The following is a 17,337-nucleotide window of genomic DNA, read 5'->3' as shown; positions in this document are numbered from 1 at the left end:
GCTAGTGCCACAAACGAAGCTGATTAGTCAAAAATTGACTAGCCACGAGAAAAGTTATCTTTATTTGATAGCCAATCTTGTGCCACCGTCTTTTGCTCACCTGTCTGCATATCCTTGATACTAATGGTATTATCATCCAGCTCTTGCTGAGCGATGATGACTGTCAATGCCGCGCCTGACTTGTCTGCCTTTTTCATTTGCGCTTTTAGACTCGTGGCACTGGCCATCTTCACTCGTACATCTGGACGACTGTGACGCAAGTTCTGTGCATAGCTTATACCAGCACTATATACCTCAGGATGGGCAACGATGAATACATCACAAGCAGGTATGTCAGCAATTGGCGCAACCGCTTCTATGAGTAGCAATAAACGCTCAAGCCCCATTGCAAAACCAACACCAGGCTCAGATTTGACTGGTTTACTACCATCTGTACCGATTGATTTTAATTGCCCGACTAGCCCATCATAACGACCACCCGCACAAACGGTAGCTTGACTTCCAAGCTTATCTGTTACCCACTCAAATACCGTTTTATTGTAATAATCAAGGCCACGTACTAAGTGCGGATTGATTTCAAAATCAATATTAAGCGCAGTCAAATAGGCTTTGACCTGCTCAAAATGCGCCATACTCTCTTCACCCAAGAAGTCAGCAAGCTTTGGCGCATCTGCCAATACTGCTTGCGTACTCGCCTCTTTGCTGTCCAAGATACGTAAAGGATTAGTCGTTAGGCGACGTTTGCTGTCTTCGTCTAGCTGGTCTTTTTTATCAGTTAAATAGGCAACCAATGCTTCGCGATAAGCATAGCGCTCATCCAATTCACCCAAACTGTTTAGTTGCAAACGCATCTCATTGTTGAGACCTAACTCTTGCCACATCAGATGAGTCATCGCAATCAGTTCAGCATCAGCATCTGGTAGTGCACTACCGAAGCTCTCGACACCTAACTGATGAAACTGGCGATAGCGGCCTTTTTGCGGACGCTCGTAGCGAAACATCGGACCGATGTACCAAAGCTTGGGCGTGTCACCGCGTAGCAAGTTGTGCTCGATAACTGCACGTACTGCTCCAGCTGTGCCTTCAGGACGCAACGCTAACGGCGTTGGCGGCTCAGATTTATCAGTAAAGCTGTACATCTCTTTTTCGACGATGTCAGTCGCGCCGCCAATAGCACGGGCAAATAGATCCGTCTGTTCAACGATAGGCAAGCGAATATGCTCGTAACCGTACCTACCAAGTACATCAGCCAATATCGCTTCTAAATGCAGCCACTTTGCGGATTGGTCAGGCAAAATATCATTAAAACCTTTGATAGCTTTGATCATGGTACGGTCGTATCCTTAAATGTTTAACAGGTATTCTATTATTGTTTTCTATGTACTTAAATAAGCGTTGTATGTGATTGATGCTATGACGATATAGCCCAACGTATCAATCTATTCTATGACTTATTTTACGCGAATGATTTCATTTTCACGTTTTTTCGCCAAGTCTTCTGCATGGGCGCGAACCATACCTTCTATTTCATCAACCAGATTGCCTGTATCGATAAGGTGGCTTTTTTCACCCATACGATAGACCAGTGATCTAGGGGCAGCACCAACGATACCAATATCGGCCTCTTTTGCTTCTCCTGGACCATTCACCTTGCACCCAATCACAGATAGATTCATCGGTTCACGAATATCTTCTAGGCGAGACTCTAACGCTGTCATTACTTTAATTACGTCAAACTCTTGACGCGAACAGCTTGGACAGGCGATAAAGTTTACACCGTTCGAGCGGATATTAAGCGATTTTAAGATATCAAAACCAATCTTAATCTCTTCTTCAGGCTCGGCGGCTAATGAGATACGAATGGTATCGCCAATACCATCTAGCAATAATCCACCTAGCGCGATAGCAGATTTGACAGCGCCCGTACGGTAGACACCCGCTTCAGTCACGCCCAAATGTAATGGGTTATCAATTTGCGCTGATATTAAACGATAAGCATCCAATGTCAAAAACACGTTGCTGGCTTTGACAGATACTTTGTACTGGTCAAAGTTAAGACGCTCTAAAATATCGATATGGCGCATTGCCGACTCTAGCATTGCCTCACCAGTTGGCTCAGTATACTTTCGCTGTATGTCTTTTTCTAAAGAACCAGCGTTGACGCCAATACGAATAGGAATATTATGATATTTAGCACAAGCGACCACTTCACGTACTTTGGCATCGCTACCAATGTTACCAGGGTTGATACGTAAGCAGTCAGCACCTGCTTCAGCAACTGCTAAAGCAATTTTATGGTCAAAATGCACATCAGCGATCAAAGGCACGCTTACCAATTTACGAATTTCACCAAACGCCTTGACGGTATCCATCGTTGGCGTTGACACGCGCATCAGATCCGCACCCGCTTCAACACAGCGCTCGATCTGAGCGACCGTTGCTGCTACATCGCAGGTATCAGTGTTGGTCATGCTCTGTACGCTAATTGGTGCATCACCACCAATCGCGACATCACCGACATAGATTTTTTTGGTCAGACGACGATTAATAGGCGATGGCATTGACATACATAAATCCTTAAATCAAAAATAGAAAAGCCCTAGGCCTTTGTACATATAATATAAACCAGCTAAATCAGCCTACACATATTCGCTTTATTCAAACACATGGATGCTTCATCCAAACATATGAGTGCTTTATTTAAATTTGGCGCTTATGCAACTGACTACGGTGCTAATTCAAAAGTGGCTTGCTTATCCGTTGCATACGTCTCTAACGCAACGGCTTGTTGATTGAGCATCAAGCTAACATTGTCGATATTATCAATTTGCACGTTAAACGGTGGCATACCTGACAATTCATAGTTACCCGCAGACTGAGAACCGCTTATTAAACTGTTTCCAGAAGCATCTGTTATGCTAACCACAGCGTCACTTGTCAATACAAGGTTGAGGTTAGCAGTCGTTGCAGCATCACCTAGATTCAATGCAGAGCCAGAGGCACCAACGCCACTCCCATCACTGTTGATGGCAGCGCCTTGAGCTTGCTCTATCGCTGACATGTCTTCAACAGCTGATACAGGCTCTTGGGTGTTTTCTTTGCTAGCGTTACTCACCATGCGGAATAGGAACACCGCCAAGACAATTAATCCGATAACGCCTATGATCAATAGAGGGTTAAAGCGGATACGGTTATGAGTATCACGCTGCAAAGTCCCCATTGGGCGCAGCGGCGTATCGATATTGCTGGCTGATTTGGCCTTTAATTCATTAGGATAGGCGGCATCGAAGCTACTAGCGATTTTTGCTGAATCTAAACCCAAATATTTGGCATAGTTAATCGCAAAACCACGAGCAAATGCAGCCTGTGGTAGCTCAGCGAAGTTTTCGCTTTCTAGCGCTTCTAGATGACGCTTTAGAATGAACAGCTCAGCCGCCGCTGCTTCTAAAGTTACTTGCTTATTTTTACGGGCTTGCTGCAACACGGCACCAAATGATCCCTGAGCGTTAGATTGAGTGTTAGATGATGGGGTGATCATTTCCATGGTGCCTCTGGATTGTTAAGCCAAGTCTTAAGTTGTTTTGCTTCATCACTTAGCGGGTAAGCGGATAAAAGCTGCTGTGCCAATTGCTGGCGCGTTGTTATATTATTTTGTGCTGCTGCAAGCTTGATACCTTGTAAGAGCAAGCGCGGGCTAATACCCTGCCCCTGCACCAATATCAGCGTCTCATCATACAGTCTCTGTGCCTGCGGTACACGCTGTTGCTGCAGCAGCAAATCTACCAATTCGATATGAGCAATGATGCTGTTACGATTGCCATCGAGTGCGCGTAAAAATGCTTTTGAAGCGGCACTATTATCGCCTAACTGTAGATAAGTACGACCTAGGTTTTCTAGCGCGCCAATACGACCTTCATAGCCTAGCGACGCCCCTGCAATCTCAAACTGTTCTGCTGCTTCACGATAGCGCTTTGTCTGTGACAGATACACGCCATAATTATTGTGTGCTTGTACAAAGTCTTTATCTAGCGCGATTGCTTTTTTGAAGTATTCATCAGCTTTGGCTAGATTGATACGGCTGCCTTCTTGCTGCAACAAAACGCCCATCATATCATAGGCTGGCGCATAACGGCTATCGGCAGCAAAGGCTTTTTCAAGCTGCTGCTGCGCGGTATCTAGCTCATTTTTTCGGATGTATTGCGCGGCAAGTGAGGTACGCACACGGGCGATTTCCTGCTGATCTAAATTTCGATCATTGCTAGCGCGCGTAGATGTTTGATAAGGAGAGTTACCTAGCAAATCATTAGTAGGGGTGGTCTGACAGCCACTTAATACAAGGACGCCAAATACTGCCGACAGCACTGCACGCTTTGGCAAAGCGGTTTGCGCAGCACTGATACTCGACTGCTTATAAAACTTAGAAAATGATTTTTGATATTTGAACTGACAAGAATTTTTAGAAGTCATCATAGCCGCCATCATAAAACTGGGATTCAATGCGTTCGATCTTCGAAGCCTCAGTTTAATAGATTTAACCCCTATAAGTACAATTTAGTTGTTATTAATTGCCACGTTCTGCAATCTTGACAGTCATTGCTACATTTTCTTACCATTGCGACAGACAAAAGACAGCTAAAACGCTATACCAGTCAGATATAACGTTTATCTTCTAGAGAACGTGCTAAACGCTTTCACGATCTTTAATGCTCTGCTGCCATGCGGCTGAGCGTCTAGTACGATCCGCCACTTGTCCAACCAATTGGCCACAAGCAGCATCGATGTCATCACCACGTGTTTGACGAATCGTACAAACAAAACCTGCTTCGCTCAGTATATTGCTAAACGCATGAATACGGTTGTTGCTTGATTTGTCATAGGGTGCATGCGGGAATGGGTTGAACGGAATAAGGTTAATTTTACTTGGTAACCCTTCTAATAACGCAACCAACTGATGGGCATGCTTATTGCTATCATTGACCCCATCAAGCATCACATACTCAATCGTAACGTGCTTCTTATGACGTGGATTGACATCATAGACATAGTTTTTTGCCGCTGCAATCAGCTCTTCTAACGGATATTTTTTGTTAATTGGTACCAACTCGTTACGCAGCTCATCATTTGGCGCATGCAGTGAAATGGCCAATGCCACATCGATGTCTTGTGCTAGCTGATACATTTTCGGGACGACACCAGAAGTTGATAACGTGACGCGGCGCTTTGATAATCCATAAGCATGATCGCTTAGCATCAGCTCCATTGAGCCTACTACAGGCTTGTAGTTCAATAGCGGCTCACCCATGCCCATCATCACCACGTTGGTGACGTTATTTTCCCATAGGCTATGATCAACGTTTTCTAAGCTTTCATTTTCATCTGTCATATATGACGCATTAGCGACCCATAACTGACCGATAATTTCAGCCGCACTCAAGTCACGCTCAAACCCTTGCTTGCCTGTACTACAGAAGCTACAGTCTAGTGCACAGCCTACTTGCGAAGACACGCATAATGTCTTACGGCCATTTAACTTGCTATCATCTGCAGGGATAAGCACCGTCTCAACCAACGAGCCACCAGTGACTTCAAATACCCACTTACGCGTACCATCATCGCTGTATTGACGATGAATCACTTTGGGCGGTACCACACAAGCATTAAGTGACAATTTGTCTCGCAACGACTTACTCAAATTGGTCATTTGCTCAAAATCTGTCACGCCATGCTGATAAATCCATTTAATCACTTGAGTTGAGCGGAATGGTTTTTCGCCAATACTCTTGAAGTAATCAGCCAGTTGCGCTTGCGTCATACCCAATAGATTGGTTTTGGCATGTGCCTCATCTACTAGCTTAATGCTATCAGTAATCTTAGCAGGTACGTGCTGAGTAGGTGCTTGAACAGTTGACATAATAGGTAACCTTTTTGCAGGAGCTTAGATAAGCGGTGCAATTATTTATATGGGCTTTGCCATACATACGTGAGTGCATGAGCAATCCGCTATGAGCGCAGTTTTCTAAATTGACAGAAACATGCTGATAAGGGATTGATAACGCTAAGTAAAATCAATAATGAGGCAAGTCACTAAGAATTTCAATGAATAATATAATTATAGAACTCTAAAGCGGATACAAGGCAGCCGATTGCATATTGTACAAGTAGTACATCTGATGAGGGTAATACCGTCGCAGTTTAGTAATTATTTAACTATAATATTATTATAATAGCTAAAACGGCCTATACCCATAAGATATAAGCCGTCTCGCAAACCAATTATAAACAATCAATGTTGTAAATAATTCGTCTATAGTCAATCAAGTATAAAACTCATACAGGTAAGATCAGTTTAAATCGTAGCTGTCTTATTATAGCAGTTACCTCAAACAAATCGAATGCCGTAAAAGCTTATCGCTGATTTACTATATTAGCGTGTACGTGCACAAACTTCATCATCGCTGAAGAAGTAGCTGATTTCACGTGCTGCTGATTCAGCTGAATCTGAACCATGTACTGCGTTTTCGTCGATGCTGCTAGCGAAGTCAGCACGGATAGTGCCTTCAGCAGCTTCTTTTGGGTTAGTTGCACCCATGATTTCACGATGCTGAGCGATAGCGTTTTCGCCTTCTAGTACTGATACCAATACTGGACCTGACATCATGAAAGATTTTAGGTCGTTGTAAAATGGACGCTCAGCGTGCTCAGCATAAAAACCGCCTGCTTTTTCATCATCAAGTTGCATCATTTTAGCTGCAACAATTTTTAGACCAGCTTGTTCGAAACGGCTGTAGATAGCGCCGATATGGTTGCCAGCGACTGCGTCAGGTTTGATGATAGATAAAGTACGTTCGTTAGCCATGAGAAGCTCCTAATAAATGATAAATTCAATAAAATATGAAAAAAATAATGCGTTGTTTTAGCTTTAGCCACAATGTTGACTTGGACTGTTTTACACAACTCATGGTATATCAGTGTATAACCATAAGCGCCAACATCGGATTGCTGCCTATTATAATGATTAAGGCCATAAATGATAGGGTTAATTTATGACCATACCTTGCATAAAAGTAAATTTATTGTGCATTAGTCGTTGATAATGCTATAAGTTCTAACAAAAGCAAAAACCCCAACGCTCAGCATTGGGGTTTTTTTATTGATACTAAAAACTATTTAATTAAGTTAATAGTAAAAATTAAGCATCGTACGGATCGCGCAATACGATAGTCTCTTCGCGATCAGGACCAGTTGAGATAATATCAACTGGGCAACCAATCAGTGCTTCGATACGTTTGATGTATTTTTTAGCGTTTTCTGGAAGCTCATCATAGTTAGTAATACCAACGGTAGACTCGCTCCAACCTTGCATCGTTTCATATTTAGGTGTAACTGACTCATAGAACTCAGCATCATGTGCACCTGCACACTCAGTTTCAGGTAGGTTGTAACCTACACCGATTAGCAATTCTTCAAGACCATCTAGTACGTCAAGCTTGGTCAAGCAAATACCTGACATAGAGTTAAGTACTACTGCACGGCGTAATGCTTCAGCATCGAACCAACCACAGCGACGTGCACGGCCAGTCGTCGCCCCAAATTCATGACCGACTTTGGCTAGGTGAGCACCAACATCATCGAACAATTCAGTTGGGAACGGACCACTACCAACGCGCGTAGTGTACGCTTTGGTGATACCAAGTACATAGTCTAAATACAATGGACCGATACCTGTACCCGTTGATACACCACCAGCCGTTACGCTTGAGCTGGTTACAAACGGATAAGTACCATGGTCGATATCAAGTAGCGTACCTTGAGCACCTTCAAACATTAGGTTTTTGCCAGCCAGACGTAATTGATTTAGGTCTTCAGTTACATCAGTAACCATACCTTTAATCTCTTCTTTCCACTCTTTACAAAGCTTAAGTGTCTCATCAAAATCAATCGCTTCAACTTTATAATACTCAGTCAGTTGGAAGTTGTGATATTCGATTAGGTTACGTAGTTTTTCTTCTAGATCTTCACGGAACAAATCAGCAAGTTTAATCGCACGGCGTGCTACTTTGTCTTCGTATGCAGGACCAATGCCGCGACCTGTTGTACCGATTTTACCAGATCCACGCTTTGCTTCACGAGCTTGATCAAGTGCCACGTGATAAGGCATGATAAGTGGGCAATTAGGAGAGATGCGTAGACGCTCACGTACTGGTACGTTGTTGTCTTCTAGCTCTTTCATTTCCTTTAGTAGTGCATCAGGTGCTAACACCACGCCATTACCGATAAAGCAAGTGACGCCTTCGCGCAAGATACCTGATGGAATCAAATGCAAGACAGTGGTTTTGCCATCGACAACCAACGTGTGACCAGCATTATGACCGCCTTGGAAGCGGGCTACTGCTGAGGCTTTTTCGGTAAGTAAATCAACGATTTTACCCTTACCTTCGTCGCCCCATTGGCTACCCAAAACTACAACATTCTTACCCATGATCAATCCTTACCTTTATGTATTGAGGTGTGTGCAATAAAAGCTGAAAAATTAAAATGATTTTCTTAGCTATATCTTTTTATCTCAGTGCTTTATGAAATAGAAACACTGAGATATCTAACAAATAATTTTGCGTTCTCGTAACCTGTACTGAATACTTTTGGCCGCGTGCGCCATTCAATCGCCTACTATCAGGCAATTAAACAGTTTGTAGCTGCCATTGACTGTCATCAGATATGCTCAAACGATGCGTAACATCATCTGGACTGTCCTGTGCATCTAGCGGCATAGTGACGCGATAGCCTTGCTGACGTAGACTCTCTACTTGTTGCAATAGCGTCTGCATCTCATCTGTATTTGCATTGGTCAACGCAGCAAAATCAACCAAGACAACGGTTGGCGCATCTAACTGTGTATGAGCCAGCAATCGGCTGACATCCATACTAAAGCCCGTGGCCGCACGTAATGCTTGCGTCTGGCTTTGCATACCATCAAAACGACCACCACGTACGAGTGGCTGCGTTTCGCTATTGATATAACCATTGAAGACGATGCCAGTGTGATAGTGATAACCTGATAGCTCAGTCACATCGATACTGACTGGGCACTGCCATTGGTCTTGTAGATAGTTTTTCAAACGCTGTAGCTCATCGATTGCCGTTGCGATTTGGCTGTCTTGCTGCGCCGCATCTGATAATTTAGCCAATAAGTTTGCGATATCGTGACCAAAGCGTGCCAACACATAAAAATCATCACCCATTGGCAAAGCGCGACAAACACGCTTGAGCTCTGGTAGGTTTTTATTGGCATATAAGTACATCAATTGCTCAGTATCACTGTCTGACAATTCAGCCAATTCAGCCAAACGTTTGAATATCGCTACGTGACCCAAATCGATATGGAGCGCTGCACTCATATTGAGTTTATTCACCATCGTAAACAGCACATCTATCAGCTCAATATCTGCCGCTAGTGACGCACAGCCAAATATCTCAGCACCCAACTGTAGCGGCGTACGTGAGCCAAACAGACCTGATGGCAAGGTATGAATCACATCGCCCACATAGCAATAACGCGCAATACCCGTACCGCCATGATGCGCATCTATACGCAAAATCTGCGGGGTAATGTCAGCGCGTACGCCCATTAAGCGACCAGTCAACTGATCGATAATCTTAAAGGTTTGGCGTTTTAGATCTTCTGATGCATCACTTAGCAAGGACTCAGTAAACTCGATCATCGGCGGACAAACCAGCTGATAACCATGAGTAATAAGCTGCTCGATTAACTGATGTCTAAGCACTTCTTGCTTATGCGCATCTTCAAACAGGGCATCAACCACCCCATCAGGCAATAGCCAACTATTGGCAACATCACTGCCAAAGTTACTCAAATATGGCATGCGATTGGGTACAGCACTGTTTTCGGCAGACTGAGACACTGTTTCGTTGGTAGAATTTGGCTGGGCAGGTTTTGCAGAATCAGAACTAACAGACACAATAAATCCTTGTTTGGCGTATCGCTTACCAAAAACGCGGTACTGATGCGGTACTTAAAGGGTGATTTGCCGGGTATTGACGCTGTGTGTATTTATTTTTAACGCGCAACATCATTGACCCAATTATTTATAAACAAACCAGGTAACCGCAAAAGGGTGAATAATAAGTATAATTTAGAATGATAAGACGAGTATCTTTATGCGCTAAAAAATTGCGACAAATAATCAAGGCACTTTATGCTTTAGTTTAGCATAGCACTCAAGGTTCGCCTAGTGACAATTAGCCACAATCACTATCTAATTACAGTTCAATTGCCGCTTATTAGCTTAGTAGGTGTGACAGTCATCGTTGATGTATTTGGCTCAATATTGGGCGAATAGCCGAGAGGTTTGTTTTTTGTTAACCATAAGATAATGAGCGCGATTACCGCAGCGTCATCAACACAGACTCATGATACACTAACACATATTTTTATCTCGGAAGCCTTATGTCATCTGATTACCACCCAAATCCTGCGATCAACCAAACCAATGTCTTAGGCACCGCACTTGCCAGCTGTTGTTTCGATCCCATCACTGGCTATTATCGCAATGGTTTTTGCCATACTGGCAACCATGATGTTGGTCAACATACTGTCTGTGCCAAGATGACCAGCGAGTTTTTAAACTTCTCTGCCAGTCGCGGTAATGACCTAATTACCCCACTACCTGAATACAACTTTCCTGGTCTCAAACCTGGTGACTACTGGTGCATCTGCGCGCTACGTTGGGTTGAAGCACTGGACTTCGATATTGCACCGCAAATCAAACTAGAAGCGTGTCACGAGAGTCTATTGGCATTGGTAGATATCGATACGCTAAAAAGCTACGCCCTATAGTTAGTATTGGCACACGATAAAACCGTAGCAGCGTTCACAGCATATTTGGATTATTGAATTTTTTTATTATATGACAGGAAAGTATATGGAAAACGACAATAACCAATTAATCAAAAAAACGGCTCACATTGCACCTGACTCTAATATGAGCCACATTTATGCCAATATGAATGACAGGCATCTCTATCTAGATGATGATGACAGCTATATCTACGGCGATGCTGAAGCCACAACTCAGGATACCATCGAGACCATGACGGTCTACGATCCTGACTCTGAGCGCTATGAAGACATTGATTCATCAAGTAAAGATGAAGTGGTTAATTGCTACGCTTACTCGCGAAAAACAGGCGAAAATCTAGACAAAATCGCCCTTACTGATGTGAGCCGTGCGCTGAGTAATAATGGTCAGTTTATTTGGCTCGGTCTTTACGACCCCAGCCTAGAGACCATGGTCAAGGTGAAAGACGCCTTTGATCTACACGAATTGGCGATTGAGGATGCCTTTGCTGACCACCAGCGAGCCAAGGTAGAGAACTACGACAACGATATGGTCTTTGTGGTGCTACGTACGGCCAAACTCGAAGACAACGTCATTCGTTATGGTACGACTGCGATATTTATGGGCAAAAACTACCTGATTACGATTCGTAATGGCCCGTCAAACTCTTATGCGCCAGTACGTGAGCATTGTCATCGTCGCCCTGAAAAGCTACGCATGGGCCCTATCTTTGTACTGCATGCTATCCTCGATTTTATCGTTGATAACTATATGCCGATTACCGATCGATTGGGCCGTTACTTGCGCGAGCAGGAGCGCTATGTATTTACTTCTGAGTTTGATAAAGGCACGCTAAAAAACCTTTATGAGCTCAAATCGCAACTGGTACATATGCGCGCCATTATCTTACCTGTGCAAGACATCTGTAGCTTTTTTATTAATCATAAAAAAAGTGAGATTATCTCTGGATTTTCTCAAGCCGCTAAGCCTTACTTTCGCGATGTTAACGATCACCTATTGCACTCCCTAGATGCTATTAATGGTCTTAATGAAATGCTGAGCGTGGTGATGAACACCTATATGGCGATGGTCAATATGGGTCAGAATGAAGTCGTGCGTAAGCTCGCTGCATGGGCAGGTATTCTGGCAGTGCCGACAGCTATCGCTGGCATTTATGGCATGAACTTTGACTTTATGCCTGAGCTGCATTGGAAATACTCTTACCTTGTCATAATGGTCATTATTATCGCCTTATGTAGCTATCTGTACTATAACTTCAAAAGATTGAAATGGTTGTAATACCAAACGCTAGGCATAAAAAAAGAGCAACCACTGGTCGCTCTTTTTTTATGTTGCTATCTTTTTGTAACGCTATCTAATTATTCACGGCGATGCTTAGTATGACTATCAGGTACTTGAGCATTATCAGGCAATAGCGCCTTAACTGTTAGATTTGCATGCTGCTTATCAAGATTATCCTCTGGGCGACCAAATGTTTTGGCCGTCCAAGTCAGGATTACAATAGAGCCGCTCAGTAGCATGATGGCCACGGAAATTGTCGCTAGCAGCCATAAATGGAAATAGTCTGAAACCGCCTGCACATCAACCACCAAATGTCGTGACAATGCTGTTATGGCAATAAATATCAAAAACTGTACTGGCAGTCGATGGGTTTTAAAGTAGATACCTATCATAGCCAATAGCTCAAGGTAAATAAATAACATCAATATGTCTTTTAGATCCGCTGAACCCTTTTGGACAATATAAATAAACTCTTTACCTGCAGTCCAAACGACAACCACACTGATTAGAAATAAAATAACGTAATGACAGACATCGACAAACTCTCTACCAATACTTTGTAGTCGCTCATGAACACCTACGTTTTTTTTAGCCATGTTTAGGTCCTATCAACTGAAATGTGGTTGATTTAGCCTGAGTCTATGTTACCTCAGGCCCCTTATATATCGGCAATCAGTATTCGTATGACTATTTTTTTAGCCTTTATTCAAACCCGCTGATTTTTCAGCAGCATCGACCGTTTGGCGAATAAGCGTGTTGATAGTCATTGGGCCAACGCCGCCTGGCACTGGCGTATAAGCGCTGGCAATGTTTTCCATGCCTTTCATTTCGATATCACCAACACCGCCACCATCTGTCGGATGGAAACCTGCATCAATGACAACCGCTCCTGCTTTGATCCATTCCGCTTTAATCAGCTCAGGTACGCCTACGGCACCAACCACGATATCTGCACGCTTAATATGTGCTGCCAAATCTTGAGTTCTTGAATGGCAGATAGTCACTGTACAGTTAGCATTCAATAGCATCATTGCCATTGGCTTACCTAAGATAGCACTACGCCCTACGACCACTGCTTCTTTACCTGATAGCTCGATATTATGATGCTCTAGCAAATGCATGATGCCCTGCGGTGTGCATGAGCCATAAGCTGACTGCTGCATCGCCATACGACCAAAACCAAGACAAGTCACACCATCGACGTCTTTTGCTAAGTCAATCTGCTCAAAACAAGCACGCTCATCAATATGCTCAGGAACCGGATGCTGTAGCAAAATACCATGTACATCTGGATTGCTATTTAACTCATCTATCTTTGCCATGAGCTGCTCAGTAGTCGTGGCACTTGGCATCTCAACGCGTATAGAGTCCATGCCAACACGCTTGCAAGCGTTGCCTTTCATACGAACATAAGTGGCAGAGGCTGGATCGTCACCAACCAATATCGTCGCTAAGCTTGGGGTGCGGCCAGTCTTTTCCTTAATCGTATCTACGCGCGTGCGCAGATCCTGTTCTATTTGTTTGGCAAGTGCTTTGCCGTCCAAAACGGTAGCGGATTCTTGGGCAGTAGACATAGTAACTCCAATAGAGGGTACGATATAAAAAAATAAAGACAGCGCGCGCAAATACTTTGCATGCCTGTCCTTTGGTTCGTCAATCTTTGACTAAGAGTAATATTGTACCTGTGTACGCTACAAAATCCTAGCGTAAGATAAAGCCTGCGCACTGATAAATTTTCATAATAAGTCAATTAAACAGTATTACGTATTTATGGGTGAATACATCATTAACCAGTAAAGTATTGGTTTACGTGCTAAATTTGTTAAAATAGCGTAGAATAGTCAATCCAATTTTTTACATTGAGAAATGTAAACCCACCGACTCAAGGATATTATGATGAAAGACGAAAAATTACAGAAAGCACTCGCCCGTATGGGACTTGGTTCACGCCGTCAAATGGAAGAAGTTATTAAATCTGGCCGCGTAACGGTTAACAATGGTCCTGCGACCATCGGTGATCGCGTCTCGCAAGGTGATGAGATTCGCGTTGATGGCCGTCAAATCAAATACACTTCTGAAAACGAGAAGCGTCGCCGTGTTATCGCTTACTACAAGCCTGAAGGCGAAGTTTGCTCTGCTAAAGATCCAGAAGGTCGCCCAACTGTTTTTGAGCGTTTGCCAAAGCTGACTCATGACCGCTGGGTAATGGTTGGACGTTTGGACATCAACTCAACTGGCCTATTGTTATTTACTAATGATGGCGAAATGGCGCATCGCTTGATGCATCCATCTGGTGAAGTCACTCGTGAATATGCGGTACGTGTATTGGGTGAAGTAACGTCTGATATCGCCCGTGCATTGACCGCTGGCGTCATGCTAGAAGATGGCCTTGCAAAATTTGAAGACATCAAAGAAGGCGGCGGCGAAGGCGTCAACAAGTGGTATCACGTCCAGCTAAAAGAAGGCCGTAACCGCGAAGTACGTCGTTTGTTTGAATCACAAGGTCTAAAAGTTAGTCGTCTACTACGTACACGCTATGGCACGATTGTTCTACCAAAAGAGCTACGTACTGGTCGTTTCTTAGAGCTTGATAAAAAAGAAATCAATACGTTGACGGATTTGGTCAGCTTACGCCCACGTTATGGCACGGGTCTACATGGCGCTGCTAAAGAGAAGCAAGAACGTATCAGAAACAAGCCGCTTAAAGCGCGTCGCACTGACACCCGCAGCGATAATCGCAACAGTAGTGCGAAACCTAAAAGTAGCGCTAGCCCTGCCAGCCGCGGTACACGTAACACCCGTGATCGCAATGATAAGCGCTAGTTAAATTGGTTTAACATTATTCTAAGTCTTAAGTAGATTTAGAATAAACATAAAAAAGCGGTCAATGATAAATAGTCATTGACCGCTTTTTTGTGTCTTTATATAGGCTTCAAAGTTTACAGGCGTCACAGTCGCTCAGTATAGATATAACGACTCAGCTATCGTGACTATTAATATACTGTTTCATGACTCGCAGCTCTTGTAGCTGCTCCTCATCCATTTGCGCCAGGAGTCTATCTAAACGCTGCTCGATATTATCTAAAACACTCTGCAATAACTCATTAGCTTCCAATCTCTTGTCGTTATTTGCATTCTTGGCATTTATATTTGTTAATTGGTAATGAGTAGCTAGCATTTCGGGTAACCGTGTTTGCAGCATTTTATTCAATACAAACTGTGCTTCTGTTATCGCTGGCGTCTTATGTTGAGCATATTGAGCCGCTTGATAGGTTTGATAACTGCTTACTTTTTCATCGATGCGTTTTAACTGGCGCAGTTGCTGCTCAGGCAATGTTTTTAAGTGCTGTTTATTCAACGTTAACTGCTGCAAGCTTAATGTGGCTAATGACAAGGGCGCATTGTAATCCTGATAAGTGAGTACGCCAGGTGAGATACCGACGGCTTTATGAAAAGCCTGCCAGCCTTTTCTACCTAAGTAAAAGGTAGTGACGGTCGTTACAATACCGATGCCTATTAAGATACTCATATACGCTTGCTCTTTATCCTTTCACCATTCAACTTTGTATTTATAGCTTAATGTCTTTAGCACTCACATTTTCACCAATTGGGCTTTCAATCGCTTGGATATTTACATCACTGCTCGCATCACTACTGATATTATTATTGGCATTACTATCAGGCTTTTTAATATCTGCATTGCTAGTAGGATTGTCAAAACGTTTCTGGAGATAGCGATTGGTTGCAAGTAGTTTTTGACCGTCTTGATGATATGACGCGTTGAGCAGGTCATCGAACTGTGTGTTAATTGTCTTAAGCACATCTAATAAGGCTTCTTTACCAGTGACATTAGAATGTTTAATTTTGGTAGTATCAGCAAGCGCACTATCTGTCACATCTAAATCGTGCAAGCGACGATAGTCAGCGACTGCTTGTGGCACATGCCTATCCATTAGGTTTTGAATCATAATATAAGTTTCGTTGACGGTATCTTTATCATCAATCTTGCCATCGTTATTGGTATCGCCATACATGACCCGCAGCTTTTCACCCTTTGTATTAATTTGCTCCAAAGCAGTTTTAATGTCGACAGGTAGGCTTTTTTCAGGTATATAACCCAGTTGCGGCATCGCCTTATATTCGAGCATTTTGGGTGCTGTGACTTTTTTAATGCCACGATAACCTAGATATAACCCAGCCGCTGGCAACAGCCCATACAAAACAAACATTACGAACATCGCAGTCATTTGGGTCATTATATTGTCCTTATTACTTATCAGAATGTCGTGGCTGATTTTTTGTGGTTGTTATTATTAAACAAAAAAATAAGGCTCTATTAAAGCCCTATATTGTTATGCACTAGGTCGATTGTGTTTTTTGATAATACTTAACCTTTGCAAATGTACGAGAGAAAGTGTCATCAGAGAAAATTTAACTTTGCGTACGGCTCTTAACATAACGATGAGTTGAGGCAAGGCGGTTTAAGACTGTCTGATGCAATTCATCCAATAATTCGTCAAGCTCATAATCAATCTCTAAGAACAAATCTGTCAGCATATCACCAGCAGTCATCTTGCCCTGCACCATGTTATTTTTGGTGCGATGCGGACTAAAGCGTTGTAGCTGCTCATAATGATGTAATGCTTCAGGGATACTTTCGGACACCAATTTATCGATGACGAACTGACGCTCGTTATGCTGCTGCTGTTGCTGTTCGTTCAGCTCACTACTCCATTCACGATAACGCTTTAGCTTACCGTTGATACGATCTAATATCGCAACGGCTTCAATAGGCATGGCATTTAGGGTGGCCTCATCGACCACATCAACAAGTTCAGTCATAATCGGACAACGTCCATGTTTGAGATACCACAAAGTATCTGGGTCAAAAGGCGGTCTATTGGTTGGGCGCATTTGAGCACGATTACTCAGATAGCGATCGGTCAAAGGCGTGGATGATTGGCTATCACTCACTTGTGCCAACGCATCACATATGCGGTTTACACGTTCAGGCGGAGTCAGTGTAGAACGCTCTTGTACTGCGTGATTGCTATCACTATTGGCAGCAGCATCCTGTTCATGATTGACGCTCATCTCCTGAGCATTCTTTGCTGCCAATGTCGGTAGGTCATCTTGAGCTTGCCCAAATGACTGTAGCATTCTTGTCAAACTGACTACC

Annotated in this window: 16 protein-coding genes; 3 read left to right on the top strand and 13 right to left on the bottom strand. The window is 43.3% G+C overall.

Annotated features, from left to right (window positions below; translation table 11 throughout):
* Nucleotides 1–38 precede the first annotated feature (38 nt).
* The 8 genes from hisS to JMX07_RS00550 form a co-directional block, all read right to left on the bottom strand.
* Nucleotides 39–1,328, bottom strand: a complete 1,290-nt coding sequence (gene hisS, locus JMX07_RS00585) for a histidine--tRNA ligase (protein WP_201605331.1) — start codon at nt 1,326–1,328, stop codon at nt 39–41.
* 123 nt (nt 1,329–1,451) lie between these two features.
* Nucleotides 1,452–2,567, bottom strand: a complete 1,116-nt coding sequence (gene ispG / locus JMX07_RS00580) for a flavodoxin-dependent (E)-4-hydroxy-3-methylbut-2-enyl-diphosphate synthase (protein WP_102094328.1) — start codon at nt 2,565–2,567, stop codon at nt 1,452–1,454.
* Nucleotides 2,568–2,725: 158 nt separating this feature from the next.
* A complete protein-coding gene (locus JMX07_RS00575; RefSeq protein ID WP_201605674.1) occupies nt 2,726–3,538 on the bottom strand; it encodes a helix-turn-helix domain-containing protein in 813 nt (270 codons plus the stop codon).
* Nucleotides 3,535–4,470, bottom strand: coding sequence for a type IV pilus biogenesis/stability protein PilW (gene pilW / locus JMX07_RS00570; RefSeq protein ID WP_227684570.1), 936 nt, complete (start codon nt 4,468–4,470; stop codon nt 3,535–3,537). Before pilW ends, JMX07_RS00575 begins: the two co-directional genes overlap by 4 nt.
* Nucleotides 4,471–4,681: 211 nt before the next feature.
* Nucleotides 4,682–5,911: a 23S rRNA (adenine(2503)-C(2))-methyltransferase RlmN gene (gene rlmN / locus JMX07_RS00565; protein ID WP_201605329.1), complete on the bottom strand. Its 1,230-nt coding sequence runs from the start codon at nt 5,909–5,911 to the stop codon at nt 4,682–4,684.
* A gap of 513 nt (nt 5,912–6,424) precedes the next feature.
* The gene (ndk, locus tag JMX07_RS00560; RefSeq protein WP_201605321.1) at nt 6,425–6,856 is read right to left on the bottom strand and encodes a nucleoside-diphosphate kinase; all 432 of its coding nucleotides are present in this window, start codon (nt 6,854–6,856) and stop codon (nt 6,425–6,427) included.
* 333 nt (nt 6,857–7,189) lie between these two features.
* On the bottom strand, nt 7,190–8,479 hold the full coding sequence (locus JMX07_RS00555; RefSeq protein ID WP_057759029.1) for an adenylosuccinate synthase: 1,290 nt from the start codon (nt 8,477–8,479) through the stop codon (nt 7,190–7,192).
* Nucleotides 8,480–8,678: 199 nt separating this feature from the next.
* Entirely contained in the window at nt 8,679–9,977 is a 1,299-nt protein-coding gene (locus JMX07_RS00550) for an ATP phosphoribosyltransferase regulatory subunit (protein ID WP_201605318.1), read from the bottom strand.
* A gap of 488 nt (nt 9,978–10,465) precedes the next feature.
* On the opposite strand from JMX07_RS00550, the gene JMX07_RS00545 reads away from it, so the two are divergent.
* Together JMX07_RS00545 and corA are read left to right on the top strand one after the other, a co-directional pair.
* Entirely contained in the window at nt 10,466–10,855 is a 390-nt protein-coding gene (locus JMX07_RS00545; protein ID WP_057759025.1) for a DUF2237 family protein, read from the top strand.
* 145 nt (nt 10,856–11,000) lie between these two features.
* Complete coding sequence (gene corA, locus JMX07_RS00540; RefSeq protein WP_413786646.1) at nt 11,001–12,155, top strand: magnesium/cobalt transporter CorA; 1,155 nt, start codon at nt 11,001–11,003, stop codon at nt 12,153–12,155.
* Nucleotides 12,156–12,235: 80 nt separating this feature from the next.
* On the opposite strand, the gene JMX07_RS00535 is transcribed toward corA, so the two are convergent.
* Both JMX07_RS00535 and folD read right to left on the bottom strand, forming a co-directional pair.
* Nucleotides 12,236–12,754 (bottom strand): phosphate-starvation-inducible protein PsiE, encoded by a 519-nt coding sequence (locus JMX07_RS00535; RefSeq protein ID WP_201605308.1) that lies wholly within the window; start codon nt 12,752–12,754, stop codon nt 12,236–12,238.
* Between the two features lie 99 nt (nt 12,755–12,853).
* Nucleotides 12,854–13,732 carry a bifunctional methylenetetrahydrofolate dehydrogenase/methenyltetrahydrofolate cyclohydrolase FolD gene (gene folD, locus JMX07_RS00530; protein WP_201605299.1) on the bottom strand — a complete coding sequence of 293 codons (879 nt, stop codon included), beginning with the start codon at nt 13,730–13,732 and terminating at the stop codon, nt 12,854–12,856.
* A gap of 322 nt (nt 13,733–14,054) precedes the next feature.
* Here folD and rluB point away from each other — a divergent pair, with 322 nt between their 5' ends.
* Nucleotides 14,055–14,981 carry a 23S rRNA pseudouridine(2605) synthase RluB gene (gene rluB, locus JMX07_RS00525; RefSeq protein ID WP_201605664.1) on the top strand — a complete coding sequence of 309 codons (927 nt, stop codon included), beginning with the start codon at nt 14,055–14,057 and terminating at the stop codon, nt 14,979–14,981.
* Nucleotides 14,982–15,135: 154 nt separating this feature from the next.
* Here the strand turns inward: rluB and JMX07_RS00520 are convergent, their stop codons facing one another.
* From JMX07_RS00520 to JMX07_RS00510, 3 genes are all read right to left on the bottom strand, one after another.
* Nucleotides 15,136–15,687 (bottom strand): hypothetical protein, encoded by a 552-nt coding sequence (locus tag JMX07_RS00520; protein ID WP_201605297.1) that lies wholly within the window; start codon nt 15,685–15,687, stop codon nt 15,136–15,138.
* A gap of 40 nt (nt 15,688–15,727) precedes the next feature.
* Nucleotides 15,728–16,414, bottom strand: a complete 687-nt coding sequence (locus tag JMX07_RS00515; protein ID WP_201605295.1) for a hypothetical protein — start codon at nt 16,412–16,414, stop codon at nt 15,728–15,730.
* Nucleotides 16,415–16,589: 175 nt separating this feature from the next.
* Entirely contained in the window at nt 16,590–17,318 is a 729-nt protein-coding gene (locus JMX07_RS00510) for a hypothetical protein (RefSeq protein ID WP_201605662.1), read from the bottom strand.
* Nucleotides 17,319–17,337 lie beyond the last annotated feature (19 nt).

The sequence above is a fragment of the Psychrobacter immobilis genome, from assembly GCF_904846235.1.
Lineage (GTDB): Bacteria > Pseudomonadota > Gammaproteobacteria > Pseudomonadales > Moraxellaceae > Psychrobacter > Psychrobacter immobilis_C.
The sequence above is the reverse complement of the archived record's forward strand: the minus strand, read 5'-3'. Positions and strand labels throughout refer to the sequence as shown.